Origin of the sequence: Novilysobacter longmucuonensis, from assembly GCF_046600735.1 — a bacterium.
GTDB classification, from domain to species: domain Bacteria; phylum Pseudomonadota; class Gammaproteobacteria; order Xanthomonadales; family Xanthomonadaceae; genus Novilysobacter_A; species Novilysobacter_A longmucuonensis.
The window spans coordinates 1-26,580 of record NZ_JBJMAW010000009.1 but is presented as its reverse complement, the minus strand read 5'-3'; the positions used below and the strand labels follow the sequence as shown (position 1 = coordinate 26,580).

Sequence of the window (26,580 nt, the reverse complement as noted above, 5' to 3'; positions counted from 1 at the left end):
ATGGCGGGGCCGCCGCCTCCCTGGCCAAGGGAAGCACCCAACATCCTTTCGAGGTGCGTATGTCCCGTGTATGCCAAGTAACCGGCAAGCGAACGACGACTGGCAACAACGTCTCGCACGCCATGAACAAGACCCGCCGCCGTTTCATGCCCAATCTCCACGAGCGCCGCTTCTGGGTCGCCAGTGAGAACCGTTGGGTGAAGCTGCGCGTATCCGCCAACGCCATGCGCACCATCGACAAGAACGGCATCGACTCCGTTCTGGCCGATCTCCGCGCCCGCGGCGAAAAGATCTGAGGAGGACTGACCCATGGCTTCCAAGCGCGACAAGATCCGCCTGATCTCTTCGGCCAACACCGGCCACTTCTACACCACCGACAAGAACAAGAAGAACACGCCGGCCAAGATGGAGATCAAGAAGTACGATCCCGTCGTCCGCAAGCACGTGATCTACAAGGAAGGCAAGATCAAGTGACGCAGTGACGCGTTCGCAACGCGAACGCCTTTGTGTCACTGCGTCATCCCCGCGAAGGCGGGGATCCACCAGATCGAGCAGCGCCTTCCAGCTTGTACGCAAAGAACCCGCCGCACGGCGGGTTTTTTGTTGCTCCCGTGCTCCCGTGCTCCCGGCAAGGGCCTCGCCCAGGGCGTGGCCCACTCGAGCTCCTGCCAGGCACGTGCCCATGCGCCGACATAACGCCCGTGCGGCTGATGTGCGGACGGGCTAGCGCGCCGCGCTATCGCCTGCGCAGGCTTCATCGCGACGCAGCAGCCCGCCGATGCCAAACAACCCGCGGTCGCATCGCGTTGCGGTCTGCTCCCGCACCGGCGGCGGCGGTGCCAGGGTGGCGGCACGTTCCTGCTGCAGGCGCGCGAGCTTGGCGCGGATCTGCGGCATCGCCGCAAGTGCGGCTTTCTCGCCTTCCAGTATCGCGCGGCTGCGCTGCTCGAAATCGGCCGGGCCGATGTCGCTGACCTTCGGCCGGATCACCACGTCGGCGCGTGCGAGTTCCTGCGCGCCGAGCATCTGGCCCATGATGGCGACCGACCGGCCGATGATTCCGACCATGTGCGTGGGCGCGGTCCCGGCGTCCCTGGTGGAGACGTCCACCGCGATCACGAAGTCGGCGCCGAGGTGGCGCGCGGCATCGACCGGGACCGGGCTGACCACGCCGCCGTCGACGTAGCGCGACGGGCCAATCGCGGCCGGCTCGAACACGCCGGGAATGCTGCTGGATGCGCGCACCGCACGTCCGGTGTTGCCGCGATCGAAGAAGGTGCGCTGGCCCGTTTCCAACTGGGTGGCCACCGCAATGAACGGCTTGTGCATGTGCTCGATGAACCGGTCATCCACCTGCTCGTTGACGTAGTCCTGCAGCTTCTGGCCCTTGATCACGCCACCGGAGAACAGGCTGACATCGCGGATGCTGGCCTCGTCCAGGGCAACGGCACGCTGCTGCATCTGGAACGCGTCCATGCCGCTGGCGTAGAACGCGCCGACGATACTGCCGGCGCTGGTGCCGGCCACCACGTCGGGCTTGATGCCACCGGCTTCGAGCATCTTGATCACGCCGATGTGGGCGAACCCCTTGGCCGCGCCACCGCCGAGCGCGATACCGATGCGGATCTCCGGCGGCGGCGGGGGTGGCGCCACATCGACCGGAGCCGTCGGCTTGAGGTTGCCGGCGCAGGCGGCCAACAGCAGCGGGGCAAGCACCAACGACAGGGCCGGCAACGGGCGAAAGCGGCGCGAGGTTCTTATCGGCATCAGTACGGTCATGGTGGCGGTGGATGGTGCAGCCGCCGGAGGATACGCGCGAACCCCGGAACGCGAGCCGACCGGATGCGGTGGCGGCCACACTAGCTCCGGGAAGAGCACCCCCCCACCCCCCTTTTTCAAAGGGGGGTGGGGGGGGATTTGCTGTTGCTCGGGGGTTTGCTGTTGCTTGTGAATCTGCAGTTGCCGTGAAGCTCACCGCCCCAGCCGCTCATCCACCAGGCTCTGCACCACCGATGGATCGGCCAGCGTGCTGGTGTCGCCGAGTTGATCGGGCGGCAGCTCCGATGAGCCCGATTCGGCGATCTTGCGCAGGATCCGCCGCATGATCTTGCCGCTGCGCGTCTTCGGCAGGCCCGGCGCCCACTGCAGGTGGTCGGGGGTGGCGATCGGGCCGATCTCCTGGCGCACGTGGGCGATCAGCTGCTTGCGCAGTTCGTCGCTAGGCGCCTCGCCGGCGACCAGGGTCACGTAGGCATAAAGGCCCTGGCCCTTGACCTCGTGCGGGAACCCGACCACCGCGGCTTCGGCGACCTTGGCATGCGACACCAGCGCGCTTTCGACTTCGGCGGTGCCGAGGCGGTGACCGCTGACGTTGATTACGTCGTCGACGCGGCCGGTGATCCAGTAGTCGCCATCGGCGTCGCGGCGGCAGCCGTCGCCGGTGAAGTACGCGCCGGGGTAGGTCTTGAAGTAGGTGTCGATGAAGCGCGCATGGTCGCCATGGACACTGCGCATCTGGCCGGGCCAGGAGTCCTTCAGGATCAGGTTGCCCTCGGCCTCGCCGAGGAGCTCTGCGCCGTTGGCATCGACCAGCGCCGGCTGCACGCCGAAGAACGGCCGCATCGCCGAGCCGGGCTTGAGCTCCATCGCGCCGGGCAGCGGGGTGATCATGATCCCGCCGGTCTCGGTCTGCCACCAGGTATCGACCACCGGGCAGCGCGCGTCGCCGACCACCTCGAAGTACCAGCGCCAAGCTTCGGGATTGATCGGCTCGCCGACCGTGCCGAGCAGCCGCAGCGACTGGCGCGAGGTCTTCGCCACCGGCTCGTCGCCCTCGCGCATCAGCGCGCGGATCGCGGTCGGGGCGGTGTAGAAGATCGTGACCCGGTGCCGGTCGATCACCTGCCAGAAGCGCGACACGTCGGGATGGTTCGGCACGCCTTCGAACACCAGCGCGGTCGCGCCGTTGGCCAGCGGGCCGTAGACGATGTAGCTGTGGCCGGTGACCCAGCCGACGTCGGCGGTGCACCAGTAGACGTCGTCCTCGCGCAGGTCGAACACCGCCTCGTGGGTGTAGGACGCATACACCAGGTAGCCGCCGGTGGTGTGCAGCACGCCCTTGGGCTTGCCGGTACTACCGGAGGTGTAGAGGATGAACAACGGGTCCTCGGCATTCATGCGCTCGGGCTCGCACTGGCTCGGCTGCTCGTCGACCACCGCGTCGTACCAGCGGTCGCGCGGCATCTGCATGTCGACTGCGGCGCGGGTATGGCGCACCACCAGCACGGTCTCCACCGAGTTGGTGCCGGACAGCTTGAGGGCCGCATCGACGTTGGCCTTGAGCGGGATCTTCCTGCCGCCGCGCAGGCCCTCGTCGGCGGTGATGATGAGCTTGCTGCCGCAATCGCCGACCCGGTCGGCGATCGACTGCGGCGCGAAGCCGCCGAACACCACCGAGTGGATCGCGCCGATGCGCGCACAGGCCAGCATCGCGACCACCGCTTCGGGAATCATTGGCAGGTAGATCGTGATCCGGTCGCCCTTGCGCATGCCCAGCGCGCGCAGCGCATTGGCCAGCCGGCATACGCGCGCGTGCAGCTCGAGATAGCTGATGTGTTCGGCCGGCAGCGCCGGGTCGTCGTGCTCGAACAGCAGGGCGGTCTTGTCGCCGCGGGTGGCCAGGTGCCGGTCCAGGCAGTTGACGCTGGCGTTGAGCTCGCCGTCCTCGAACCAGCGGATGCGGAAGTCTGCCAGGTCGAAGCTGACGTCCTTGATCCGGGTCGGCGGCGTCATCCAGTCCAGCCGCTGCGCGATGCGGTTCCAGAAGGCCTCGGGTTCGGCGACCGATTCGCCGTACAGCCGCGCGTAGTCCTCACGCGTGATCCGCGCCTGCGCGGCGAACTGCGGGTCGATCGGATGGACGGGGGCGGGATCGGTCATGGCGCGCTCCGGGCAGCGATTCGGCAGGGGCCCCAGTGTGCCGCATCCGCCGGCGTGGCCGCGGTGACGCGCATGCGCCGCTTTTGCAGGGGCGGGACGCTGGAGCCCACGGGCCGCACCCGGCATCCGCGCTTTGGCCGCGCGTTGCCTCGTCACCGCGCTCACACCGCGCGCCCTATAGATGACGGCCTCTGCCGCCGCCGGATCCGCCATGGAAACCGACTTCGAACCGTTCCACTGGGACCGCCTGCTGCTGGGCCTGCAGCCCTACTCCTATCTGGCGGAAGTCGCACTGAAGTGCGTGGTGGTGTTCTGCCTCCTGTTGCTGGTGATGCGGCTGCTGGGCAAGCGCGGCCAGAAGAACCTCAGCCCCATGCAGCAGATGCTGATGATCGCGTTGGGTTCGGCCGCCGGCGACGCGCTGCTGTATCCGACCGTGCCGTTGATCTATGCGGCGCTGATCCTGGTCGGGATAACCAGCCTGACCATGCTGCTGGAGATGCTCAGCGGGCATTCGCGGCAGGTGCGCGACTACGTGGAATCACGCTCGCGGGTGCTGGTGGCCGATGGCGTGGTCGACCATGACGCCCTGCGCAGCGAACGCACCACCCAGCGCGAGCTCTACGCCGAACTGCGGGTCAAGGGCGCGCGTTCGCTGGCGCAGGTGCAGTACGCGATCCTGGAGGTGACCGGCGACATCAGCGTGTTCCTCAACGACCAACCGCCGCCGGACGACGAGCTGCTGCGTTACATCGTCGAGGAAGAGCACCACCGGTTGCCACAGCGGATGCCATGACGCAGCCCGCGCGGCTGCGCGACCACTATTGCGGCGGCGCCGCCAGTTCGCGCGCGTCCAGCGCGCCGTCGCCATTGCGGTCCTGACGGTTGAATGCCTCGGCCAGCGCCTGCCGATGCTCGGCCAGGCTGACCGGACGGCCGCGGCCGCCGGGCAGTTCATTGGCGCTCAGCACGTCATCGTGGTTGCGATCCATCTGCCCGAACGCGTAGCCCATCCACGCCTGGTACTCGGCCAACGACACGTGGCCGTCGCCGTCGCTGTCCATGCGCTGCAGGTAATCGCCGGTGGCGCGGACCTGCGCGCTGGCGAACAACGGCAACAGCAGGAGCGCTGTGGCTAGTGCCAGCGCGGGAGCGTTGGCTGTTGCTCGCTGCGGAGGCTTGGGGGAGATTTGCTGTTGCTCGGGAGCAGAAGCAAATCCCCCCTGCTCCCCTTTTTCAAAGGGGGGGGCCACGTGAGTGACCGGACCCGACGCGCACAAAAAAACCGCGCGGTCAGGCGCGGGTTTTTCGTGCGCGAATGCGCGGGAGATCACGGCCGCGGCCGCTCGCTCAGCTGCGGGCCGGGACCAGCGCGTAACCCTTGAGCCGGACCGAGAACTCCTCCAGCGCGCGGATGCCGCTGGTTTCGGCGTCGGCGCACCAGGCATGCAGCCGCGCGAGCTGCGCCTGGGCGTCGTGCGAGCGATCGTCCAGCACCTGCGCCAGGCGCTGGCGGTAGTCGGCCAGCGTCGCCATGCGCGGACGCTCGGCCAGCCACTCCTGCAGGCGCGCGCGCTTGCCGTCGTCAAGCCAGCGGCCGCCGTCGGCCAGTGCCTTGCGCAGCGGTCGCGGCAGGCGGTCGTCGGCCTCACGCAGCGCCGGCAGGGTGACTCCGCGGTAGTAGTCGGTCATCGCCTGGAAGCGGATCGCCAGCAACGCCTTCAGCGTCTCGCCATCGGGCATCGCGATGTTCGGGCGCACGTCCAGCGAAGGCGCCACGCGCAGCACCTTGGCCAGGCCGAGCTTCTCGAACAGCTTGATGGTGCTCCAGCCGATGTCGAACTCGAACCGGCGCAGCGCGAATCGGGCCGAACTTGGAAACGCGTGGTGGTTGTTGTGCAGCTCTTCGCCGCCAATCCAGACACCCCACGGGGTCAGGTTGGTCGAGGTATCGGCGGTCTCGAAGTTGCGATAGCCCCACCAGTGGCCGAGGCCGTTGACCACGCCGGCGGCCCAGAACGGGATCCACGCCATCTGCAGCGCCCAGAGCGCCACGCCGGCGAAGCCGAACAGGGCGAAGCTGATGAACAGCAGCAGGGTCGGGCCCATGGTCGGCCAGCGCGAGTAGAGATTGCGCTCGATCCAGTCGTCAGGGCAGCCCTTGCCGTACTTCTCGATCGACTCGCGGTCGGCGCGCGCCTCACGATACAGCTCGACACCCCGCCAGAACACCGTCTTGATGCCCTTGATCTGCGGGCTGTGCGGGTCCTCCTCGGTCTCGCACTTGGCGTGGTGCTTGCGGTGGATCGCCGCCCACTCCTTGGTGACCATCGAGGTGGTCAGCCAGGTCCAGAACCGGAACACGTGGGCGATGAGCGGGTGGAAGTCCACCGCGCGGTGCGCCATCGAACGATGCAGGTACAGCGTCACCGAGAAGATGGTGAGCTGGGTGGCGACCAGGAAATAGATCACGAGCGTGCCGAGGCTGGCCTGCAGCAGGCCGCCAGCGAGGAAATCGAGCAGGGAAGCGAACATGGATACTCCGGAAAGCGGGTGGACCACACCAGCGGCATCGGTCCAGGCACGATGATGCCATCCGCGGCCGCCGTCCGCACGGGTATGGAGCGGGGCGCGTTCAGGCCCGCGAAAAGGAAGCCGCTGCCGGTGGCGCAGGTCAGGCGCGGCCGGGGCCCCGCAGGCGTTTCATGAACACGCCGCCGCACCCAGCGCCCGCATCGGTTCCGCACTCCGCCTTCGAAGAACCTAAGCTTGGCCGATGCCCGAATTGCCCGAAGTCGAGACCACGCGCGCCGGCCTGGCGCCGCACCTGGAGGGCCGGCGCGTGCAGGCGGTGGTGCTGCGCCGGCCCGACCTGCGCTGGCCGATCCCCGAGGCCATCCGCGAACGGCTGCCGGGCCAGCGCATCCAGGCGGTACGCCGGCGCGCCAAGTACCTGCTGATCGATACCGCCGCCGGCACCGCACTGTGGCACCTGGGCATGTCGGGCAGCCTGCGGGTGCTGCCGGCCAATGCCCCGTTGCGCGCGCACGACCACGTCGATCTCGCGCTGGAGGCGACCGGCGACCAGCCGTCCCGGGTGCTGCGGTTCAACGACCCGCGCCGGTTCGGCTGCCTGTTGTGGCAGCCGACCGGCGAGGTCCACCCGCTGCTTAGCGCGCTCGGACCCGAACCGCTGCCGCATGCGGGCGTGATGCACGGGTCGCCGCCGGCGGTGGACGCAGGCCGTGCCACCGGGTTCGACGGCGACTACCTGTTCGCGCTGAGCCGCGGTCGCAGTGCGCCGGTCAAGAACTTCCTGATGGACCAGCGCGTGGTAGTCGGAGTCGGCAACATCTACGCGGCCGAGGCCCTGTTCGCCGCGGGCATTTCGCCGCTGCGGCCGGCAGGGCGGATTTCGCGGCTGCGCTATGCGCGGCTGGTCGAGGCGGTGCAGGCCATCCTGGTCCATGCGATCACGCGCGGCGGCACCACCCTGCGCGACTTCATCAGCCCCGACGGCGCGCCCGGGTATTTCGAGCAGGAACTGTTCGTGTACGGCCGCGGCGGCGAGCCCTGCCGGCACTGCGCGCGTCCACTGAAGCAGGCCTGGATCGGCCAGCGCGCGACAGTTTGGTGCGCACACTGCCAACGCTGAAGGTCGGTTCGGGTGGGGCACGCGTTCTGCCCCACCTTTGTGCGTTCGCCGCGCCGCCAGGAAGGCACAGACCGCGTGCCGACCCTGCGCAACTGCGACCGCGCGCAGCCTGGCCGCAGGCGCTGGCGTGACCGCCGCAGGGCCCCTCGCCAGCGGTCCGTCTCTGCATCATCGTCACACCAGCGCGGGCTATAGTCCGCCGCACTTGCAAGGGGGGGACCACCGTATGGCTATGGCCGAAACCGCCGAGATCACGCTGTTGCTTGATGCGGCCCGCGATGGCGACCGTGGCGCGCTCGACAACGTACTCGCAACGCTCTACCACGAACTCCATGGCATGGCCCGCCGGCAGCTCGCCGGGCAGCACGGGCATACGCTCGACGCGACCGCGCTGGTGCACGAGGCGTACCTGAAACTGGTCGGCCGCCGCGAGGCCAAGTTCGACGACCGCGCCCACTTCTTCGCCTACGCCGCCTCGGCGATGCGCAGCGTGGTGGTGGACTACGCGCGCCAGCGCCTGGCGCAGAAGCGCGGCGGCGACCTGCACCGCGTGACCGACCTGCCCGAGGACCTCGAGGGCGGTGTGCGCCTGGACGAGGAGACCCTCGGCCTGGACACCGCGCTGACCCGGCTTGCGGCGGTCGACAAGAGACTGGTGCAGGTGGTCGAACTGCGCTACTTCGGCGGGCTGTCGGAACTGGAGATCGCCGCGCTCATGCAACGTTCCGAACGCAGCATCCGCCGCGACTGGCAGAAGGCGCGGCTGTTCCTGCTGGCGTCGCTCCGGGACAGCTAGGTCGATCAGGCCGTGGACGCGGAACACTGGAGCCGTCTGTCCCCGCTGCTCGATGCACTGTTCGAGCTGGAGCCGCGGGCGCGCGAACGGCGCCTCAACGAGCTGCGCGCCGAGGACAAGGCCCTGGCGGCGGATCTCGAGGCGCTGATGGCGCTGGAGCAGGAGCGCGACGACTTCCTCGCCAAGCCCATCATGATGCCGGCCGCCGACGGCATGCGCGCCGGCACCGAGGTCGGACCGTACCGGCTGGAAAGCCTGCTCGGCGAGGGCGGCATGGGACAGGTGTGGCTGGCCTCGCGCGCCGATGGGCTGTACCAGCGCCGGGTCGCGCTGAAGCTGCTGCGGCCGGGCCTGGCCAACACCGACCTGCGCCTGCGCTTCACCCGCGAGCGGCAGATCCTCGCGCGGCTGGCGCACCCCAACATCGCACGGCTGCTGGACGCCGGCATCAGCGCCGACGGCCTGCCGTACCTCGCGCTGGAATATGTCGACGGCCAGCCGATCACCGATTACTGCAGCAACCAGCGCACGCCACTGGAGACGCGGCTGCAGATGTTCCGCCAGGTCTGCGACGCGGTCAGCCATGCGCACGCCAACCTGATCGTGCACCGTGACCTGAAGCCCTCCAACATCCTGGTCACGCCGGGCGGCGAGGTGCGCCTGCTCGACTTCGGCATCGCCAAGCTGCTCGATACCGAAGTCCCGGCGCCCGAGCAGACCCGCACCGGCATGCGTGCATTCACCCTGCACTATGCCGCGCCCGAACAGGTCCGCGGCGAGCCGGTCAGCACTATGACCGACGTCTACTCGCTCGGGGTGGTGCTGTACGAGCTGCTGACCGAGAGCAAGCCCTACCGGCTCAAGCGCAACAGCGATGCCGAATGGGAGGAGGCGATCCTGTCGGCCGATCCGCTGCGGCCATCGCAGGCGGTACTGCGCACCACCGACGGGGCCACCCCGACGCCGGCGCGGCGCCGACACGCGCGCACGCTGGCCGGCGACCTCGACAACATCGTGCTCAAGACCTTGTCCAAGCGCGCCGAGCAGCGCTACCCGTCGGTCGAAGCCCTGTCACTGGACCTGCAACGCTACGTCGACGGCAAGCCGGTGCAGGCGCGCCCGCAGAGCATCGGCTACCGGATGCGCAAGTACCTGCGCCGGCAGCGCTGGGCGGTGGCGTCCGGCAGCCTGGTCGCGGTGGTACTGGTCGGCGCGCTGGCAAGCGTGGCCTGGCAGGCGCGCGAGGCGGTGCAGGAGGCCAGCCGCGCGCAGGCGATGCAGGATTTCATGGTCGGCCTGTTCGACCACGCCAGTGGTGCCCGCGCCAACGAGCCGCTCGACCTGCGGCAGTTGCTGGATGACGCGGTCGAGCGCGGCAACCGCCAACTGGCGCGGCAGCCACGCGACCGCGCCGAGCTGCTCGGAGTGGTCGCGCGGGTGCGCACCGGGCTGGGCGACTATCGCGAGGCGCTGGGACTGCTGGATCGCCAGTCCGAGATCATCACGCTGCTGGGCGACGATCTGCCGCCGAGCCTCCGGCTGGAGTCGCTGGCCCAACGCGGCCGCGTGTTGCGGATGCTCGGCCGATCCGACGAGTGCATCGCGCTGTTGCAGCCGATGCTGCCGCTGAGCCGCCGCGAGCAGGCGCAACTGCCACCCCAGGCCACCGAGCTGTATTCGCAATTGGGCCGCTGCCATCGGGTCAACGGCGACCGCCAGAGCGCGCGGCAACTGTTCGAGCGCTCGCTGGCACTGCGTCGCGAGACCGGCGGCGACAGCGTCGGCGAGGTCCAGAACCTGATGGACCTGGCCGGCCTGCACGCCGACGTCGACGAGGTCGAGACCGCGCTGCGCGGCTTCGATCGCGCACGCGCGCAATTGCGTCGCGACGTCGGCGACCGGCATCCGCTGCTGATCGAGATCCGCCGCAACCTGGGCAACCTCTACCGCGCCGTCGGCAACATCGGCGCCGCCGAAAGCGAGCTGCGCGGGGCGCTGGCGATCGCGCTGGAGCTCAACGGCACCGGCCACCCCGCCACCCTGGCGGTGCGCCGCCAGCTTGCCGCGGTGCAGGTCGACCAGGGGCAATACGACGAGGCCGACGCCGGCTTCCGGGAAATCCACCAGCAGCTGGTCGAGCGACTAGGCGCCGGCCACCGGGACCTGGCCGGCAGCTACCTGCGCCTCGGGCTGCTCGCCTGGGAGCGCGGCGACCTGCCGGGCGCGATCGACCTGCTGCAACAGGCGCTGGCGATCACCCGTGAAGACGCCGATCCGGTCAACGTCGCCGAGGCGCTGTCCAACCTCGCCCAGGTACTGCACGCCGCCGGCCGCTCCGGCGAGGCGCGTCCACTGCTGCAGGAGGCGCGCTCGCTGCGCAGCGAGCACTACGGCGCGCGGCATGCGCTGGTCGGCGACATCGACCGCCTGCTCGGCGAGGTCGAGATCGCACTGGGCGAGCCGGCCGCCGGCGAGGCGCGCCTGCGCCAGGCGCTGCAGTTGACCCGCGCCGGCTATGGCCGCGACCACCCCCTGACGCGACTCAGTGAAGTGGTGCTGGCCTACCACACCGGGCTGTCCGGCGATGCCACCATGGATGCGCGGCTGGATGCCTTGTCGCAGTTGCCCGCCGAGGATCGCGAGGCGCGCGCGGTCGCGAGGCGCGCGCGCGCGTACGCCGCGCACCTGCGCTGCGACGGCGGGCAGCACGAGCAGGCGCTCGAGACGCTGCAGACGCTGTCGGACGAACTCGCGCTGGCGCTGCCCGATGGCGCCGTGCTGCGCCGCGATGTGGCGCGCATCCGCGCCGGGTGCGGCACCCCGACCGCCGAGCGCGCGGCCGCGACCCCGGCGCGCCCGGTGCGCCGGCCTGGCACCGCGGCTCCGTCCGGTTAGGGCGGCCGCCGCGCCGGATCAGAGCAGCAGCGGCGGCTGCCGCGGGTCGGCCATGCCTTCGCCGGCCATGCCCTCGCCGCCGACGCCCTCCCCACGCATCACCCGCTTGTACTCGGCGCGCGAGACCGACATATACCGCTCATTCCCGCCGATCTCGACCTGCGGCCCGGCCAGCACCGGGCGGCCGTGCGCATCGACGCGCACCGACATCGTCGCCTTGCTGCCGCTGTGGCAGATCGTCTTGATTTCGCTCAGCTCGTCGGCCCAGGCCAGCAGGTGCTGGCTGCCCTCGAACAGGTCCGCGCGGAAATCGGTGCGCAGGCCGTAGCACAGCACCGGGATGCCGAGCGCATCGACCACTTCGCTCAGCTGCCAGACCTGGCTGCGGGTGAGGAACTGCGCCTCATCGACCAGCACGCAGTGCAGCGCGCCCCCGGCGGCGAGGTCGGCGCGCACCAGCGCCTCCAGGTCCTGCTGGCGATCGAAGGTGATCGCCTGCGCCTGCAGGCCGATGCGCGAGGCGACCATGCCGCTGCCGGCGCGGTGGTCGAGTTGTGGGGTCAGGATCGCCACCCGCATCCCGCGTTCGCGGTAGTTGTGTGCCGACTGCAGCAGGGTGGTGGTCTTGCCGGCGTTCATCGCCGAATAGTAGAAGTAGAGCTTGGCCATCGGCGGATTGTAGGCAAGGGCCGAACGCGTCGTCGCGTGTCGAGCCGCCGGGGCTGGCAGCAGTCAGAATCGCGGCCGAGCGATCGACCCCGGGCCGGGTTGACGGCCGCCCTTTGTCTCAGGCCTTCTCCGACGAGCGCGGCCGGATGGCAGTTACGGGCCGCCCTGCCGGGACGGGGTGTCGGCGGCGCTGAGTGTCTGTTGCATGCCGATCAGTTCCTGTCGGGCTGAGTGTGACAGGGTAGCCGCTGGGCCTTGGCGCCCCGGGTAAACTGATGGGCAAGTCGGACCCTTTCTGCATGCACGGCCTCAACTCCCCCCAACGCGCCGCCGTCGAGCACACCGACGGCCCCCTGCTCGTGCTTGCCGGCGCGGGCAGCGGCAAGACGCGGGTGATCGTGGAGAAGATCGCGCACCTGATCGCCTCCGGGCGCATGCCGGCCAAGCGCATCGCCGCGATCACCTTCACCAACAAGGCCGCGCGCGAGATGCGCGAGCGCGTCGGCAAGCGCATCCGTGGCGATGCCGCCGACGGGCTGACGATCTGCACCTTCCATGCGCTCGGCCTGCGCATGCTGCAGATCGACCACGCCAAGGTCGGCCTGCGGCGCGGTTTCAGCGTGTTCGACAGCGACGACTCCGGCGCGCAGATCAAGGACCTGCTGCCGCCGGGCAGCAAGCCCGACGTGCTCGACGGCGTGCGCAACCTGATCTCGCGCGCCAAGAACGCCGGACTGTCGCCGGAGCAAGCGGCCGCGGCGGCCGGCAGCCCGCGTGAGCACGAGGCGGCCAAACTGTATGCGCGTTATCAGGCGCGGCTGAGCACGTTCAATGCGGTCGATTTCGACGATCTGATCCGGCTGCCGGTGCAGTTGCTCGAAACCGACCAGGACCTCGCGCTGGCGTGGCGCGAGCGCATCGGCTACCTGCTGGTCGACGAGTGCCAGGACACCAACGATGCGCAATACCGGCTGCTGAAGGCGCTGGCCGGCCCGAGCGGGCGGTTCACCTGCGTGGGCGACGACGACCAGTCGATCTACGCCTGGCGCGGGGCCAACCCGGACAACCTGCTGGAGCTCGGCCGCGACTATCCGGCGCTGCGGATCGTCAAGCTCGAACAGAACTACCGCTGTTCCAATCGCGTGCTGCGCGCGGCCAACGCGCTGATCGCCAACAACCCGCACGAGCATCCCAAGACGCTGTGGAGCGAGCAGGCCGACGGCGAGCGCATCCGCATCTGGGAGTGCCGCGACAGCGCCCACGAGGCCGAGAAGGTCGCCGCCGAGATCCATTTCCTGGCGACCGCCAAGCAGGTGCCGTGGAGTGATTTCTGCATCCTGTTCCGCGGGAATTTCCAGTCGCGCGCGCTGGAGAAAGCGCTGCAGCTGCTGCGCGTGCCGTACCACCTGTCGGGCGGCACCGCGTTCCTGGAGCGCGGCGAGGTCAAGGACGCGCTCGCCTGGCTGCGGCTGGTCGCCAACCCCGATGACGACGCGGCGTTCCTGCGCGCGGTGACCGCGCCCAAGCGCGAGGTCGGCGCGACCACGCTGGCCAAGCTCGCCGAGCTGGCCCAGCGCGCCGGCATGCCGATGTCGCGCGCGGCCGAATCGGTCGGCGCGCTCAAGCAGCTGACCCCGCGCGCGGCCAATGGGCTCGATGGCTTCGTCACCATCGTGCGCGGCTTGCGCGGCCAGGCGCAAAAGCTCGCGCCGGCCGAGCTGGTGCGCCTGCTCGCCGACAAGTCCGGCCTTCTGGCCGCCCTGCGCGCGCAATGCAAGGACGAGGCCGGCTACCAGCGCCGCAAACAGAACCTGGAGGAACTGGCCGACTGGTTCGACGCCGGTTCCGAACGCCGTGCCGGTTCCGGCGCGGGCGAGCTGGCTGCGCAGCTTGCGCTTCTGTCGCACGCCGACAAGGGCGATGCCGGCAACCAGGTGCGGCTGATGAGCCTGCACGGCGCCAAGGGGCTGGAGTTCCGCTACGTGTTCATCGTCGGCGTCGAAGACGGCACCCTGCCGCACGAGGCCAGCCTGGAGGAGGGCCGGCTCGACGAGGAGCGCCGCCTGCTCTACGTCGGCATCACCCGCGCGAAAGAAGCCCTGTGGCTGTCGCACTCGCGCGAGACCCAGCGCTGGGGCGACCGGATCCGGCTGCAGCCCAGCCGCTTCCTCGACGAACTGCCCCCGGCCGAGATCCAGCGCGACGGCGCCGATCCGGTCGCCGACGCCGCGCGCAAGCAGGAGCGCGCGAGTGCGGGATTCGCCGCGATCAAGGCGTTGCTCGACGGCTGATCGCTGCCCGACTCAGAGCCGCCATATTGCTCGGCTACACTCACCGCTCCGTCGCCACCGGTACACCGCGCATGCGCACCCGCGCCCTCGCTGTTTCCATCCTCGCCTGCAGCCTCGCGCTCGGCGCCTGCAAGCGCACCGAAGCGCCGGTGCCGGAGCCTGAAGTCGCGGCGATGTCGACCGCCTCGCCGGCGGCGAGTGAGGACGCGATCGCTGGCGCGGTCGATCCGGGCGCGGCCGACGACAACCTCAACGCGGTGCTGTGGGTGCAGACCTCGGCCGAATACCGCGCGCTGAGCCTGCAGACCTTTCGCGCCGCCGCCGACCATCTGGACACGGCGCTGGCCGAGGCGAACTGGGACGCGCTGGTGCCCGAGGAGCGCGCCAACGCCGCCATCGGACTGGCGCCGGCGGTGATCCTGGACATCGACGAGACCGTGCTCGACAACTCGCCCTACCAGGCGCGGCTGGTCCGCAACGGGCTGGAATACAACGAGGTCACCTGGGCGGGGTGGGTCGCCGAAAAGAAGGCGCGGGCGCTGCCGGGCGTGGTCGAGTTCGCCCGCGCCGCCGATGCCAAGGGCATCACTCTGCTCTACATCTCCAACCGCGCCCAGCACCTGGACGAGGCGACGATCGCCAACCTCCGCGCGGTCGGCCTGCCGGTCAAGGATTCCAGCGTGTTCATGGGCCTGGGCACGGTGGTCGAGGGCTGCGAGCAGAACGGCAGCGAAAAGAACTGCCGGCGCCAGCGGGCCGGGCGCGAGTATCGCGTGCTGATGCAGTTCGGCGATCAGCTCGGCGATTTCGTCGAAGTGCTCAGCAACACCGCCGCCGGCCGCGCCGATCTGCTGGAGGAGTACGGCGACTGGTTCGGCGAGCGCTGGTGGATGCTGCCCAACCCGACCTATGGTTCGTGGGAGCCGGCCGCGTTCAACAACGACTGGACCCAGCCGCGCGAGGCGCGCCGCGCGGCCAAGCGTGCGGCGCTGGACGTGGCGCCGTAGCGGCAGTCGCAGTGGCGAGTGCCGGTCCGGGCCTGAGCCAGCAGCAGCGAAAAACAGCTCCCGACCTGCCGGTTCCCAGGCACAGCCTTCGCGCGCCTCCACCCAGCTCACTTTCTGCGCACCCCACCCCGATCCGCCGCGGGCCGGGCTGGTACCCTCCGGGCGCGTGGCCAGCACGACACCGCCGCCAGCGACTGGGGAGCCGCCGATGTTATCGATCCACCGCGCGTTTGCCGCGCTCGCACTCGTGGCCCTGTCGGCCGCGTGCCACCGTAATGCCACACCGGCCGCGGATCCCGCCTCGGCCGAACCGACCGGGCCGGTCGAGGCGGTCACCCGGCTCGCGGACGACCTGCGCCGCAACGATCTCACCGCCTACGCCCGCCACGCGCTGCCGCCGGAGCTGCACGCGCGCATCGAGGCGGCATGGAGCGAAGGCCGCACCCTCTGGCCCCTGACCGAGCTGCCGCTGGACCGGCAACTGCCGGGTTTCATCGGCTCCCTGGCCGCGCCCGAATCGGAACCGGCGCTGCTGGCGACCTACCAGCGCCAGTTCGCCGGCGCCCACCGCGAACTGCGCTCGGCCGCGGCCACGCTGGGGCTGTTCGCGGCGCAGTACGTCCGCAGCGAGGGCGACTACAGCGAAGTCGAGCGCGAGCATTACGTACAGCTGATCGGCGCGCTGAGCCAGTGGGGCCGGCAGGCGCCGCTGGGCGATCCGCAGCGTGCCAGGACCGCGATCCCGCAGCTGGCCGCCGCCGCGCGCCTGACCGGCCTGACCGATCCGGACGCCTATGCCCGGTTCGGCATGGACCGCAGTCTGCAGCGACTGGGGCCGTTTTTCGGCCGCTTCAAGCAGACGCTGGTCGACTACGGGCTGGACCTGGACGCCGCGCTCGGCAGCATCGACGCCAGCCTCCTCGAGCAGACCGGCGATACCGCACGGGTGCGCCTGCGCTACACCCTGGGCACCCAGCCGATCGATGCGATCGTGCGGCTGGAGCGCCGCGACGGCCGCTGGTACCTGAGCGATGCGCTGCGTCATGCCGAAGCCGAGGCCGGCCCGGCGCCGGAGATGACGGTCTCGGCAGCGGCGGCGCCCGCCGCGCCTGTGGCACCCGACCCGCAGCGCGGGGCGCCCACCGGCTGAACCGGCATAATGGCCGGGATGCCCAAACAGACACCCCTGCCGTTCCCCGGAGCCAGCGCCGGCGACCCACCCGGCGATGTCGAGGCCGGCGCCGCGCCCGCGTCGCCACCTTCCACCGCCGACCACGGTCCCAAGGATCCGGCGGCGCCCGCCGCGCTGACCGCCGCGGGTCCCCGGCTGCCCAGCGATGCCGGGCGCGATCAGGACCTGCCGGAGGAATCCGCCTCTTCGGCCGCGACCGACCCGGCGCCCGACGGTCCGGTTCGGCCACGCGTGATCGACCCAGCCGCGCCACCGTCGCCCGGACACCCCACCCAGGACGAGTTGCCCATCGCCACTGCCGCCACGCCGCCGCCGCGCCCGGCACCCGCCCACGCGCGGCCGTCCAGCAGCCGCGGCCCCTGGTGGCTGCGGCTGCTGGGCAAGCTGATGGCGCCGTGGGTGACGCTCACGGTCGAACCGCGGACGCCGGCCGAGCATGACGACGGCCAGGGCCGTCCGGTCTGCTACGTGCTGGAGGACTACGGCCTGTCCAACGCGCTGATCCTGGAGCGCGCCTGCCGCCAGACCGGACTGCCGTCGCCGCTGCAGCCGCTGGCCGACGACCTGCTGGGCCGCAAGCGCGCCTATGTCGCGCTGTCGCGGCGCAACGCCAGCGCGCTGGCGCCGTTGCAGTCGCTCGGCCAGAACCCGCCGTCGCCGACCACCCACTCCGGTTCGCTGGCCCGGCTGCTGGACGCGCACCGCGCCGATGCGTCACTGGACGTGCAACTGGTGCCGGTGTCGATCTTCGTAGGCCGCGCCCCGGCCCACAGCAGCGGCTGGTTCTCGGTGCTGTTCTCGGAAAATTGGACCCTGGTCGGCGGTTTCCGGCGGCTGCTCGCAATCGCGCTCAACGGCCGCCACACCATGGTGCGGTTCGCCCCGCCGGTGTCGCTGCGCAGCGTCATCGACGAAGGCCTGCCGCCCGAACGCACGGTGCGCAAGCTCTCGCGCGTGCTGCGTACGCACTTCCGGCTGATCCGCGCGGCGGTGATCGGGCCGGACCTGTCGACCCGGCGCCTGCTGGTGGACCGGGTGCTGGCCGCCGTGCCGGTCAAGGAGGCGATCACCATCCAGGCCCGGCGCGACGGCTCCAGCTATGCCGACGCCTGGAAGAAGGCGCACGCCTACGCCTACGAGATCGCCGCGGACTACTCGCATCCGGTGGTGCGCTCGCTGAGCTTCATGCTGACCCCGATCTGGAACCGGATCTACCGCGGCGTGCTGGTGCATCACCTGGACCAGCTCAAGCAGGACGCGCCCGGGCACGAGGTGGTCTACGTGCCGTGCCACCGCAGCCACATGGATTACCTGCTGCTGTCGTACCTGCTGTACGCGCGCGGCACCGTGCCGCCGCACATCGTGGCCGGCATCAACCTCAACCTGCCGGTGATCGGCGGCGTGCTGCGCAAGGGCGGCGCGTTCTTCATCCGCCGCTCGATCCGCGGCAGCGCGCTGTACTCGGCGGTGCTGGGCGAGTACGTCGCCCAGCTGGTGTCGGGCGGCTACTCGATCGAATACTTCGTGGAGGGTGGCCGCTCGCGCACCGGCCGGCTGCTGCCGCCAAAGGGCGGCATGGTCTCGATGACCGTGCGCGGCTACCTGCGCCAGCCGACCCGACCGGTGTTGTTCCAGCCGGTCTACATCGGCTACGAGAAGCTCATGGAAGGCGGCAGCTACCTCGACGAGCTCTCCGGCAAGCCCAAGCGGAAGGAGTCGATCTGGGCGCTGCTGGCCGGCATCCCGAAGGTGCTGCGCTCCAACTACGGCCAGGTGGTGGTGAATTTCGGCGAACCCATCCGGCTCAGCGAGGTGCTTGCCGAGCACGCGCCGCAGTGGCGCGGCGAGCCGCTGGCCGAGGACGAAAAACCGGCCTGGCTGCCGGCCGCGGTCAGCCACATCTCCGAGCGCATCCAGATCAACGTCAACCGCGCCGCCGACGTCAACCCGATCAACCTGCTCGCACTGGCGCTGCTGTCCACGCCCAAGCACGCGATGGGCGAAGGCGACCTGCTGGCCCAGCTTGCGCTGAGCAAGACCCTGCTGGCCGAGGTGCCCTATTCCGACGGGGCCAAGCGCGGTGCCGAGGGCCGGCTGGACCGCGTCACCGTGACCCCGCACACGCCAGCCGAAATCGTCGCCCACGGCGAGGACATCGGCGTGCTCACCCGTACCCCGCACCCGCTCGGCGACGTGCTCGGGGTGAGCGGCGACAACGCGGTGCTGCTGAGCTACTTCCGCAACAACGTGCTGCACCTGTTCACCGGCGCCTCGTGGATCGCGTGCTGTTTCCAGCACAACCGCCGCATGAGCCGCAACAGCGTGCTGCGACTGGGCCGCAGCGTGTACCCGTTCCTGCAGGCCGAGCTGTTCCTGCCATGGGACGAGGACGGTTTCGTGCAGCGCCTGTCGCGCACCACCGACCTGTTCATGCGCGAGGGCCTGCTCGAGCAGGTCGGCGAGGACGACGGCGGCATCCTGGCGCGCAACGCCGGCCAGACCGACGAGGTGTTCCGCCTGCGCGCGATCGGCCACTCGCTGCAGCAGGCGTTCGAGCGCTACTACATCGCCATCTCGGTGCTGGTGAAAAACGGCGCCGGCACGCTGTCGGCCGGCGAGCTGGAAAGCCTGTGCCAACTGGCCGCGCAGCGCCTGAGCCTGCTGTACGCGCCGGCCGCGCCGGAGTTCTTCGACAAGACCCTGTTCCGCGGCTTCATCCAGAAGTTGCGCGAACTCAAGCTGGTCTGGGCCGACGAGGCCGGCAAACTCGTGTTCGACGCGCGCCTGGAGGCCTGGGCCAAGGACGCCAAGTTCATCCTCGGCCGCGAACTGCGCCACACCATCGAGAAGGTCAGCCCGGCGGCAGCCAGGCCCGGCGACACCGCGGCATAGCCGCAACGCCCCCCCTGTAGGAGCGGCTTCAGCCGCGAGCTTTTCGTCCCGGCCAAGGTGAGCCCCGCGCAACGCCGCGACAGCATCGGGTGAGGCCGCAAGGACACCATTGTGGTTCGCGGCTGAAGCCGCTCCTACGGCCGGCCTTGGCCGCTCAGGCCGGCTCGTCCGGGATCAGTGCGCTCTCCAGCCGCGCGATGCAGTCCTTGAGCAGCAACTTGCGCTTCTTCAGCCGTTTCAGCGCGAGGTCGTCATGCTCGCTATCCAGTTGCAGCGGGGCAAGGCGCGCAATCGCGGCGTCGAGGTCGCGATGCTCGACCCGCAGCTCGGCCAGACGGCGTGAAATCTCGGCGGGATCGTCGCTTTCGCTCATGCATCGCAGCTTAGCGCGCGGCCGCGGCGACCGTCATCGATGCCGCGACCGGTAGAATGGCCGGCCGATGAACACCCGTGCATTGCCCCTGCTCGATCCGCTGCCCCTGGCCGCGCCGCCGCCGCGGGCGCCCGATGCCGAGCGCCTGGGCAAGCGCCTGCGCCACCAGGTCGGCCAGGCGATCGCCGACTTCGGCATGATCGAGGACGGCGACAAGGTCATGGTGTGCCTGTCGGGCGGCAAGGACAGCTACACCATGCTCGATATCCTGCTGCAGCTGCAGAAGAAGGCGCCGGTGAAGTTCGAGCTGGTCGCGGTCAACCTCGACCAGAAGCAGCCCGATTTCCCCGAGCACGTGCTGCCCGCGTATCTCGAGTCGCTCGGTGTGACCTACAAGGTCCTCGAGCAAGACACCTATTCGGTGGTCACCCGCGTGGTGCCCGAGGGCAAGACCATGTGCTCGCTGTGCTCGCGGCTGCGGCGCGGCGCGCTGTACTCGTATGCCGCGCAAGAAGGCTTCAGCAAGATCGCGCTCGGCCACCACCGCGACGACCTGGTCGCAACGTTCTTCCTCAACCTGTTCTTCCACGCGAAGCTGTCGGGCATGCCGCCCAAGCTGCTCAGCGACGACGGCCGCCACGTGGTGATCCGCCCGCTCGTCTATGTGCGCGAGCACGACATCGCGCAGTACGCGCAGGCCCGGCAGTTCCCGATCATCCCGTGCAACCTGTGCGGCTCGCAGGAGAACCTGCAGCGCAAGCAGGTCCAGCGGATGATGGCCGACTGGGAGCGCGAGGCGCCGGGGCGCATCGAGACGATCTCGCGGGCGCTGGGCGACATCCGCCCGTCGCAGCTGAGCGATCCGAAGCTGTTCGATTTTCTCGGGCTGACAGCCCAACACAGCAGTTCCCCCCTTTGAAAAAGGAGGGGCTGAAAAACTCCTTTTCGTTTCCTTGCAGGACTTTCGATGTTCTTTCGCAACCTCACGCTGTTCCGTTTCCCCCTCACCACCAAGCTCGACGACCTCGACGCCGGCCTGGAGGAATGCCGGCTCAAGCCGGTCGGCCCGATGGAGCTATCCTCGCGCGGTTTCATCTCGCCATTTGGTCGACAAGATGCCGGTCGCGATGCCGAGGCGATGTCGCACCGGATCAACGATGCGCTGTGGCTGACCGTCGGCGGCGAGGACCGGCTGCTGCCCGGCTCGGTGGTCAACGACATGCTGGCCAAGAAGCTGGCCGAGATCGAGCAGAAGGAAGGCCGCAAGCCCGGCGGTCGCACCCGCAAGCGGATCAAGGACGAGCTCATCGTCGACCTGCTGCCGCGCGCGTTCATCAAGCCCGGCCGCACCGATGCGCTGCTCGACCTGGAGCACGGCCTCTGCGTGGTCGATACCTCCAGTCGCAAGAGCGCGGAGAACGTCGCCAGTGAGATCCGCCGCGCGCTCGGCAGCTTTCCGGCGCTGCCGCTCAACGCCGAGGTCGCGCCGCGCTCGATCCTGACCGGCTGGCTCGCCGGCGAGACGTTGCCGGAGGGACTCTCGCTCGGCGACGAGTGCGAGCTGCGCGATCCGGTCGACCAGGGCGCGGTGGTCAAGTGCCAGCGCATGGAACTGCAGGGCGAGGAGATCAACAAGCACCTGGAGTCCGGCAAGCAGGTGACGCGGCTGGCGCTTACCCTGGATGACCACGTCTCGTTCGTGCTCGGCGAAGACCTGGTGCTGCGCAAGTTCAAGCTGCTCGACGGCGCGGTCGACCAGCTCGAGAGCACCGAGCGCGATGACGTGCGCGCTGAGCTTGATGCGCGCTTCGCCCTGATGAGCGCGGAGGTCAAGCGCTTGTTCGTGGTGCTGGAAAGCGCACTCAAGCTGAGCAAGGTCGAGGCGTAGTCTCCTGTAGGAGGGGCTTCAGCGGCGATCGTGAACCGATTGCCCGTTGCACCATCCGATCGCGGCTGAAGCCGCTCCTACAATGTGCTCGGTCCCGCCACGATCAACGCCGATGCCCAACCCCTTCCGCCTGCTCGCACCGCGCACGATCCAGTCCGATTCGTTCCCACTCGCGCTAGCGGACGGACGCGTGGTGGAAGTGCGCCGCGTGCGCGACCCACGCTCGCGCCGGATCAAGCTGTCGGTCGACGAACGCGGTGCACGGCTGTCGCTGCCGCTGCGCGCCAGCGCCGTGGCCGGCGAGCGCTTCGTCGAACAACATCGCGACTGGCTCGCGCAGCAGATCGCGAGCTATGCGGCCGAGGCGCTGCCACGGCTCGTGCGCGGCCAAACCGACTCTCTGCCCTTGCGCGGCGCGATGCTGCCACTGGCGTGGCAGGCCGGCCGCTACACACGCCTGCAGCATGTCGGCGAAGACGACGCCGCCGGGCTGGCATTCACCGTGCCGCCACGTGCCGGCGCGCCGGCGATACGCCGCGCGTTGCGCGATTTCTACGAGGCGCAGGCGCGCACCGATCTCGGCCGCTGGCTGCCGCGCTACCTGCCTGGATTGCCGCGGCCCCCGCGCCGCACCCGCTTCAAGGTGATGTCCTCGCAATGGGGTTCGCTGGCGCCGGACGGCTCGATGGCGCTGGACCTGTCGCTGGTGCTGGCGCGGCGCTCGGCGTTCGAGTACGTGCTGGTGCACGAGCTGTGCCATCTAATCCACGCCGACCATTCGCGCGCGTTCTGGCGCGAAGTCGAGGTGCGCTTCCCGGCTTGGCGCGAGGAGCGCGACTATTTCCGCGCCGAGGGCCGGCGGCTCAAGGCGACGCTGCGCATGTTGCTGTCGTAGGGCGGATCGGAACCGCGCGCCTGGTAGGAGCGGCTTCAGCCGCGATCGGATGTTTGGTGGCGCGTACTGTTCCAGATCGCGGCTGAAGCCGCTCCTACAGGACCTCGGGTGCGTCGGTTGCTATGGGCGATCGAAGAAGTCGCCGATCGCCGCGGCCACCCCGGCCGGGTCCTCCATGTGCAGGTGGTGGCTGCCGTCCATCACCACCAGCTCGCCGTCGGGCAGCAGCGCCGCGCGCGCACGCCGGATCGCTTCGGGAAAATAGGGCTGCGCCGGGGTGGCGTAGATCACCCGGGTCGGGCAGGCGATGCCGGCGACCAGGTCGCGCACCTGCGCTTCGCTGATGCGCACCGCGGTCGGCTGCGTCAGCCGCGGATCGCTGCGCCAGACGAAGCCGGCTGCATCGGCAGCGGCCGGTGCGATACCGCGTTCGACCAGCAGGCGCGCCACTGCCTCGCTGAGTGCATTGGCCTGCATGCGCGCGCGCACCGCGGTGGCGATGTCGTCGAACACGCGCAACGGCCGGCGCGGCAGCGCCCCTGCGGCGAACGCCTCGCGCAGACGCTGCGCGGTGCGGTCGTCGGCCTCGGCCAGCGCGCCGAGCGACTCGATCACCAGCAGGCGCTCGATGCGCTGAGGACATGCTGCCGCCATCACGCTGGCGACCGCGCCGCCGAGCGAATGCGCGAGCAGTCCGAAGCGCTCCCAGCCGAGCGCGTCGGCGATCGCGAAACCGGCACGTGCGAACGCGACCATGGTGTAGTCCGCCGCCGCCGGCAGGTGCGCGCTGGCGCCGTGGCCGGGCAGATCGGGCGCGGCCAGCTCCAGCCCCGGCAGGTGCGGCGCCAGCGGTACGAAACTCGCCGCGTTGTCCAGCCAGCCATGCAGCGCAAGCACGCGCGGACCGCCGGCGACGTCTCGGCGCAGGCCACTGATGCGGCCGAACGGGGTGTCGATGGCGAACTCACGCATCGGCGTGGTGGAGCTGACCACTTCCGTGCGCAGTCGCTTCCATGGCAGAGCGCAATGCAGCCCTTGTAGGAGCGACGTGAGTCGCGATGATGCGAGCGATCGAAGCCGCGAAATCGCGACTCACGTCGCTCCTACCGGACAAGGCAGCGCTGGCACGGCCGGAAGAACGCATCACTGCCACGCGTCCAGCTCACGCCGCACGATTGCCGCCAGCGCCTGCGCATGTGGCGCGCTGTCGTTGAGGCACGGGACATAGCGCAACTGACCGCCGCGTTCGGCGAACTCCTCCGCCAGCATCATCGCGACCTCTTCCAGCGTCTCCAAACAGTCGACCGCAAATCCGGGCGCGACCACGTCGACCTGGCGCACGCCACGCGCCGCAAGCGCCTGCAGCGTGACGCTGGTCGCCGGCTCCAGCCATTTCTCGCGACCGAAGCGCGACTGGTAGCTCAGCGTCCAGGCGTCATCGGCCAGCTCCAGCGCCTGCGCGATGGCGCGGGCGCTGGCCTGGCAGTGGCGCGGATACGGGTCGCCGTTGTCGGCGAAACGCTGCGGCAGGCCGTGGAACGAGAACAGCAGGTGCTCGCCGGCGCCCTGCGCCTGCCAGTGCGCGCGGATCGATGCGGCCACCGCCGCGACCCAGCCCGCATCGAGGTGGTAGTCCTCGACCATGCGCGCCGGCAAGCCGTCGATGCGCGCCAGTACGTCGCCGACCGACGCGGTGGTCGAGGTCGAATACTGCGGATACAGCGGCAGCACCAGCACGCGACCGGCGCCGTCGGCGCGCAACTGCTGCAGTACGCCCGCCAGCGCCGGATTGCCGTAGCGCATTGCATCGATCACGCGCGCGTCGGGCAGCTCGCGCTGCACCGCTGCGGCCAGCCGCCGGGTGTACACGGCCAGCGGCGAACCGCCATCGGCACCGGGCAGCCAGACGCTCGCATATTTCCGCGCGACCTTCGGCGAGCGGATCGGCAGGATGCCGAAGTGCAGCAGCGGGCACCACAGCCAGCGCGTCAGATCGACCACGCGGCGGTCGTGCAGGAACTCGGCGAGATAGCGGCGCACCGCCGGCGCGGTCGGCGCGTCGGGCGTGCCGAGGTTGACCAGCACCACGGCCGTGGTGTCAGCGGGCAGGGTTTGGGAAGCGGATGTCGCGGTCATCGGCATAGGATGACAGGCTCGGGCGCCGCAGCGGCTTGCCCGCTGCCGGCAGGGCGCGGGAAGATCGGCGCCACCACGCTGGGGACGACCACCCTGGGCGACCACCCCGGGGCAACCTGGAGCGCGATGCACCAGTTCCGTGGCGATTCATTGCCGCCTGCCTAGCCTGAACCAACTCGTGCCGCTCGCGGTCCACGCCACCACCCCATTCGCTTCGCTGGAGTTCGCCATGCACCGCTTGCCGCGCCTTGCCATCCTGCTGCTGACCTTCGGCTTCGCCACGGCCGCGGTGGCCGGACCCACCGAGGACGCCCGCGCGCGCAACGCGCTGCGCGTGCTGACCGACATCCAGGACATCCCGGAGTCGGCGATCCCCGACAAGCTGCTCGACCAGGCGCGCGGGATAGTGGTAGTGCCCGACACGCTGAAGATCGGACTGGTGTTCGGCGGCCGCCGCGGCCATGGCGTGGTCTCGGTCAGGAGCCCCGACGGCACCTGGTCCAACCCGGCCTTCGTCAAGCTCACCGGCGGCAGCATCGGCTTCCAGGCCGGCGTGCAGTCCTCCGACATCGTGCTGGTGTTCACCAGCCAGCGCGGGCTCGACTCGATCGTCAACGGCAAGATCACCCTCGGCGGCGACGCCAGCATCGCCGCCGGCCCGATCGGGCGCAGCACCGCGATGGCCACCGACGGCCAACTGGAGGCAGAGATCTGGTCGTGGTCGCGCGCACGCGGGCTGTTCGCCGGCGTGGCGCTCGACGGCGCGGTGCTGAGCATCGATGACGACGCCAACCAGGCGGCCTACGGCCAGGGCACCACGCCGCGGATGATCTTCGAAGGCCGCGCGGCGCAGCAGCCATCCAACGCAATCGTCGACTTCCGCGACCAGCTCGAGGAAGCCACCGCCGCGGCCAGCTACGCCCGCGGCACCGGCCGCGGCCGGGCGGCGGTCCAGGCCGGCGCGCAGGCAAGCGCACAGACCCCGCCGGCCCAGGGCCGGAGCCCCGGACAGCCGCAGCCCCAGCCGCAGCCCCAGCCCCAGCCGTTCGAGACCGTAGAGAGCCCGACCCAGGTCGAGCCGCTGCCATGACGGGGTAAATGGGTGAACGGTCAAGAGTGGGGCGCGGGCAGGCGCAGTGGCTGCGCGTCCGGCTTTCGCGGTTTGCCTCTCCTGTTCACCGTTGACGGTTCACCGTTGACCCAGTGCTGCTGCGGTATCCTGAGTCCCCCTCGCGACCGAGCATTCCCATGGGCAGTTTGAGTATCTGGCACTGGCTGGTGGTGCTGGTGGTCGTGGTGCTGGTGTTCGGCACCAAGCGCCTGAAGAACGTCGGCCAGGACCTCGGCGAAGCGGTGCGTGGCTTCAAGAAAGGCGTGAAGGATGACGACGGCCCCGATGCGCAGTTGCGCGACGAGTCGCGCAGCGCCGACGTGCCGCGCAGCGATGCCCCCAAGCAGGACGCGGACACGCCGCCGCGCCACGACGACCGCACGCCACGCTGACGCCGCGCGCGGCGTCGACGGCGTTCGACCATGTTCGATATCGGCTTCTCCGAGCTATTCCTGGTCGCGCTGGTCGCGCTGCTGGTGCTCGGTCCCGAACGCCTGCCCAAGGCCGCGCGCTTCGCCGGGCTGTGGGTGCGCCGCGCGCGTGCGCAGTGGTACTCGGTGAAGTCCGAACTGGAGCACGAGCTGGCCGACGAGGAGTTCAAGCGCAGCCTGCGGCAGACCCACGACGACCTGCGCGAGGCCCGCGACGACCTGCAACGCAGCGGACAGGACATGCAGCGCGAATTTCGCAGTCTCGACCCTGACAGCGCGCAGCCCGACCGGCTGCAGCACGAATCCGCGCCGCAACACGAGCGGCCGGAGCCGGAGCCGCCCGCGCCGGAACGGCGCGAACCGACCGATCCGGCGCCGGATCCGCAGCGCCGCGACCCCGAGCCGGGCGA

The 26,580-nt window shown here is 70.0% G+C and carries 24 protein-coding genes; 16 read left to right on the top strand and 8 right to left on the bottom strand.

What is annotated here, in order from left to right; all coding sequences use genetic code 11:
- Positions 1–59 precede the first annotated feature (59 nt).
- Positions 60–296, top strand: coding sequence for a 50S ribosomal protein L28 (gene rpmB, locus ACJQWM_RS09905; protein ID WP_036191474.1), 237 nt, complete (start codon positions 60–62; stop codon positions 294–296).
- Positions 297–309: 13 nt separating this feature from the next.
- Positions 310–474, top strand: a complete 165-nt coding sequence (gene rpmG / locus ACJQWM_RS09900) for a 50S ribosomal protein L33 (RefSeq protein ID WP_332704704.1) — start codon at positions 310–312, stop codon at positions 472–474.
- A 249-nt stretch (positions 475–723) separates the two neighbouring features.
- Here rpmG and ACJQWM_RS09895 read toward each other — a convergent pair whose 3' ends face one another.
- Positions 724–1,779: a patatin-like phospholipase family protein gene (locus ACJQWM_RS09895; RefSeq protein ID WP_332704706.1), complete on the bottom strand. Its 1,056-nt coding sequence runs from the start codon at positions 1,777–1,779 to the stop codon at positions 724–726.
- Between the two features lie 192 nt (positions 1,780–1,971).
- Positions 1,972–3,939: an acetate--CoA ligase gene (gene acs / locus ACJQWM_RS09890; protein ID WP_332704708.1), complete on the bottom strand. Its 1,968-nt coding sequence runs from the start codon at positions 3,937–3,939 to the stop codon at positions 1,972–1,974.
- A gap of 211 nt (positions 3,940–4,150) precedes the next feature.
- On the opposite strand from acs, the gene ACJQWM_RS09885 reads away from it, so the two are divergent.
- Positions 4,151–4,735, top strand: coding sequence for a DUF421 domain-containing protein (locus ACJQWM_RS09885; RefSeq protein ID WP_332704710.1), 585 nt, complete (start codon positions 4,151–4,153; stop codon positions 4,733–4,735).
- Positions 4,736–4,760: 25 nt separating this feature from the next.
- Here the strand turns inward: ACJQWM_RS09885 and ACJQWM_RS09880 are convergent, their stop codons facing one another.
- Positions 4,761–5,084, bottom strand: a complete 324-nt coding sequence (locus tag ACJQWM_RS09880) for an EF-hand domain-containing protein (protein WP_332704727.1) — start codon at positions 5,082–5,084, stop codon at positions 4,761–4,763.
- A gap of 205 nt (positions 5,085–5,289) precedes the next feature.
- The gene (locus ACJQWM_RS09875; RefSeq protein ID WP_332704712.1) at positions 5,290–6,474 is read right to left on the bottom strand and encodes a DesA family fatty acid desaturase; all 1,185 of its coding nucleotides are present in this window, start codon (positions 6,472–6,474) and stop codon (positions 5,290–5,292) included.
- Between the two features lie 241 nt (positions 6,475–6,715).
- Between ACJQWM_RS09875 and mutM the strand changes: the two genes are divergently transcribed.
- The 3 genes from mutM (at position 6,716) to ACJQWM_RS09860 (ending at position 11,285) form a co-directional block, all read left to right on the top strand.
- Positions 6,716–7,594, top strand: a complete 879-nt coding sequence (mutM, locus tag ACJQWM_RS09870) for a bifunctional DNA-formamidopyrimidine glycosylase/DNA-(apurinic or apyrimidinic site) lyase (RefSeq protein ID WP_332704714.1) — start codon at positions 6,716–6,718, stop codon at positions 7,592–7,594.
- Between the two features lie 226 nt (positions 7,595–7,820).
- Positions 7,821–8,390 (top strand): ECF-type sigma factor, encoded by a 570-nt coding sequence (locus ACJQWM_RS09865; RefSeq protein ID WP_332704716.1) that lies wholly within the window; start codon positions 7,821–7,823, stop codon positions 8,388–8,390.
- A 12-nt stretch (positions 8,391–8,402) separates the two neighbouring features.
- Positions 8,403–11,285, top strand: coding sequence for a serine/threonine-protein kinase (locus ACJQWM_RS09860; RefSeq protein ID WP_411306797.1), 2,883 nt, complete (start codon positions 8,403–8,405; stop codon positions 11,283–11,285).
- Between the two features lie 18 nt (positions 11,286–11,303).
- Here the strand turns inward: ACJQWM_RS09860 and ACJQWM_RS09855 are convergent, their stop codons facing one another.
- Positions 11,304–11,954 carry a thymidine kinase gene (locus ACJQWM_RS09855; RefSeq protein ID WP_332707494.1) on the bottom strand — a complete coding sequence of 217 codons (651 nt, stop codon included), beginning with the start codon at positions 11,952–11,954 and terminating at the stop codon, positions 11,304–11,306.
- A gap of 299 nt (positions 11,955–12,253) precedes the next feature.
- Between ACJQWM_RS09855 and ACJQWM_RS09850 the strand changes: the two genes are divergently transcribed.
- The 4 genes from ACJQWM_RS09850 (at position 12,254) to plsB (ending at position 19,336) form a co-directional block, all read left to right on the top strand.
- Positions 12,254–14,245, top strand: coding sequence for a UvrD-helicase domain-containing protein (locus ACJQWM_RS09850; RefSeq protein ID WP_332707491.1), 1,992 nt, complete (start codon positions 12,254–12,256; stop codon positions 14,243–14,245).
- 71 nt (positions 14,246–14,316) lie between these two features.
- A complete protein-coding gene (locus ACJQWM_RS09845) occupies positions 14,317–15,252 on the top strand; it encodes an HAD family acid phosphatase (RefSeq protein WP_332707488.1) in 936 nt (311 codons plus the stop codon).
- Positions 15,253–15,460: 208 nt separating this feature from the next.
- Positions 15,461–16,402 carry a hypothetical protein gene (locus ACJQWM_RS09840; RefSeq protein WP_332707485.1) on the top strand — a complete coding sequence of 314 codons (942 nt, stop codon included), beginning with the start codon at positions 15,461–15,463 and terminating at the stop codon, positions 16,400–16,402.
- A gap of 207 nt (positions 16,403–16,609) precedes the next feature.
- The gene (gene plsB / locus ACJQWM_RS09835) at positions 16,610–19,336 is read left to right on the top strand and encodes a glycerol-3-phosphate 1-O-acyltransferase PlsB (protein ID WP_411306807.1); all 2,727 of its coding nucleotides are present in this window, start codon (positions 16,610–16,612) and stop codon (positions 19,334–19,336) included.
- Positions 19,337–19,490: 154 nt separating this feature from the next.
- On the opposite strand, the gene ACJQWM_RS09830 is transcribed toward plsB, so the two are convergent.
- Complete coding sequence (locus ACJQWM_RS09830; protein ID WP_330970181.1) at positions 19,491–19,709, bottom strand: YdcH family protein; 219 nt, start codon at positions 19,707–19,709, stop codon at positions 19,491–19,493.
- Between the two features lie 67 nt (positions 19,710–19,776).
- On the opposite strand from ACJQWM_RS09830, the gene ttcA reads away from it, so the two are divergent.
- The 3 genes from ttcA (at position 19,777) to ACJQWM_RS09815 (ending at position 22,492) form a co-directional block, all read left to right on the top strand.
- Positions 19,777–20,628 (top strand): tRNA 2-thiocytidine(32) synthetase TtcA, encoded by an 852-nt coding sequence (gene ttcA, locus ACJQWM_RS09825; RefSeq protein ID WP_332707478.1) that lies wholly within the window; start codon positions 19,777–19,779, stop codon positions 20,626–20,628.
- 48 nt (positions 20,629–20,676) lie between these two features.
- The gene (locus tag ACJQWM_RS09820) at positions 20,677–21,597 is read left to right on the top strand and encodes a recombination-associated protein RdgC (protein WP_332707475.1); all 921 of its coding nucleotides are present in this window, start codon (positions 20,677–20,679) and stop codon (positions 21,595–21,597) included.
- 112 nt (positions 21,598–21,709) lie between these two features.
- Positions 21,710–22,492 carry a YgjP family zinc-dependent metalloprotease gene (locus tag ACJQWM_RS09815; protein ID WP_332707472.1) on the top strand — a complete coding sequence of 261 codons (783 nt, stop codon included), beginning with the start codon at positions 21,710–21,712 and terminating at the stop codon, positions 22,490–22,492.
- 120 nt (positions 22,493–22,612) lie between these two features.
- Here the strand turns inward: ACJQWM_RS09815 and ACJQWM_RS09810 are convergent, their stop codons facing one another.
- Both ACJQWM_RS09810 and hemH read right to left on the bottom strand, forming a co-directional pair.
- A complete protein-coding gene (locus tag ACJQWM_RS09810; RefSeq protein WP_332707469.1) occupies positions 22,613–23,464 on the bottom strand; it encodes an alpha/beta fold hydrolase in 852 nt (283 codons plus the stop codon).
- 171 nt (positions 23,465–23,635) lie between these two features.
- On the bottom strand, positions 23,636–24,628 hold the full coding sequence (gene hemH / locus ACJQWM_RS09805; protein ID WP_332707467.1) for a ferrochelatase: 993 nt from the start codon (positions 24,626–24,628) through the stop codon (positions 23,636–23,638).
- 229 nt (positions 24,629–24,857) lie between these two features.
- Here hemH and ACJQWM_RS09800 point away from each other — a divergent pair, with 229 nt between their 5' ends.
- From ACJQWM_RS09800 to tatB, 3 genes are all read left to right on the top strand, one after another.
- On the top strand, positions 24,858–25,718 hold the full coding sequence (locus ACJQWM_RS09800) for a lipid-binding SYLF domain-containing protein (RefSeq protein ID WP_411306796.1): 861 nt from the start codon (positions 24,858–24,860) through the stop codon (positions 25,716–25,718).
- A 158-nt stretch (positions 25,719–25,876) separates the two neighbouring features.
- Positions 25,877–26,131, top strand: coding sequence for a Sec-independent protein translocase subunit TatA (gene tatA / locus ACJQWM_RS09795; protein WP_332708160.1), 255 nt, complete (start codon positions 25,877–25,879; stop codon positions 26,129–26,131).
- Between the two features lie 30 nt (positions 26,132–26,161).
- Positions 26,162–26,580: Sec-independent protein translocase protein TatB (gene tatB, locus ACJQWM_RS09790; RefSeq protein WP_411306795.1), on the top strand; the 419-nt coding region annotated here is incomplete at its 3' end.

Excerpts from the sequence above, each read along its gene's own strand:
- rpmB (WP_036191474.1), top strand. The coding sequence starts at position 60 with ATGTCCCGTGTATGCCAAGTAACCGGCAAGCGAACGACGACTGGCAAC.
- rpmG (WP_332704704.1), top strand. The coding sequence starts at position 310 with ATGGCTTCCAAGCGCGACAAGATCCGCCTGATCTCTTCGGCCAACACC.
- ACJQWM_RS09895 (WP_332704706.1), bottom strand. The coding sequence starts at position 1,779 with ATGACCGTACTGATGCCGATAAGAACCTCGCGCCGCTTTCGCCCGTTG.
- acs (WP_332704708.1), bottom strand. The coding sequence starts at position 3,939 with ATGACCGATCCCGCCCCCGTCCATCCGATCGACCCGCAGTTCGCCGCG.
- ACJQWM_RS09885 (WP_332704710.1), top strand. The coding sequence starts at position 4,151 with ATGGAAACCGACTTCGAACCGTTCCACTGGGACCGCCTGCTGCTGGGC.
- ACJQWM_RS09875 (WP_332704712.1), bottom strand. The coding sequence starts at position 6,474 with ATGTTCGCTTCCCTGCTCGATTTCCTCGCTGGCGGCCTGCTGCAGGCC.
- mutM (WP_332704714.1), top strand. The coding sequence starts at position 6,716 with ATGCCCGAATTGCCCGAAGTCGAGACCACGCGCGCCGGCCTGGCGCCG.
- ACJQWM_RS09865 (WP_332704716.1), top strand. The coding sequence starts at position 7,821 with ATGGCTATGGCCGAAACCGCCGAGATCACGCTGTTGCTTGATGCGGCC.
- ACJQWM_RS09855 (WP_332707494.1), bottom strand. The coding sequence starts at position 11,954 with ATGGCCAAGCTCTACTTCTACTATTCGGCGATGAACGCCGGCAAGACC.
- ACJQWM_RS09850 (WP_332707491.1), top strand. The coding sequence starts at position 12,254 with ATGCACGGCCTCAACTCCCCCCAACGCGCCGCCGTCGAGCACACCGAC.
- ACJQWM_RS09845 (WP_332707488.1), top strand. The coding sequence starts at position 14,317 with ATGCGCACCCGCGCCCTCGCTGTTTCCATCCTCGCCTGCAGCCTCGCG.
- ACJQWM_RS09840 (WP_332707485.1), top strand. The coding sequence starts at position 15,461 with ATGTTATCGATCCACCGCGCGTTTGCCGCGCTCGCACTCGTGGCCCTG.
- ACJQWM_RS09830 (WP_330970181.1), bottom strand. The coding sequence starts at position 19,709 with ATGAGCGAAAGCGACGATCCCGCCGAGATTTCACGCCGTCTGGCCGAG.
- ttcA (WP_332707478.1), top strand. The coding sequence starts at position 19,777 with ATGAACACCCGTGCATTGCCCCTGCTCGATCCGCTGCCCCTGGCCGCG.
- ACJQWM_RS09820 (WP_332707475.1), top strand. The coding sequence starts at position 20,677 with ATGTTCTTTCGCAACCTCACGCTGTTCCGTTTCCCCCTCACCACCAAG.
- ACJQWM_RS09815 (WP_332707472.1), top strand. The coding sequence starts at position 21,710 with ATGCCCAACCCCTTCCGCCTGCTCGCACCGCGCACGATCCAGTCCGAT.
- ACJQWM_RS09810 (WP_332707469.1), bottom strand. The coding sequence starts at position 23,464 with ATGCGTGAGTTCGCCATCGACACCCCGTTCGGCCGCATCAGTGGCCTG.
- hemH (WP_332707467.1), bottom strand. The coding sequence starts at position 24,628 with ATGACCGCGACATCCGCTTCCCAAACCCTGCCCGCTGACACCACGGCC.
- ACJQWM_RS09800 (WP_411306796.1), top strand. The coding sequence starts at position 24,858 with ATGCACCGCTTGCCGCGCCTTGCCATCCTGCTGCTGACCTTCGGCTTC.
- tatA (WP_332708160.1), top strand. The coding sequence starts at position 25,877 with ATGGGCAGTTTGAGTATCTGGCACTGGCTGGTGGTGCTGGTGGTCGTG.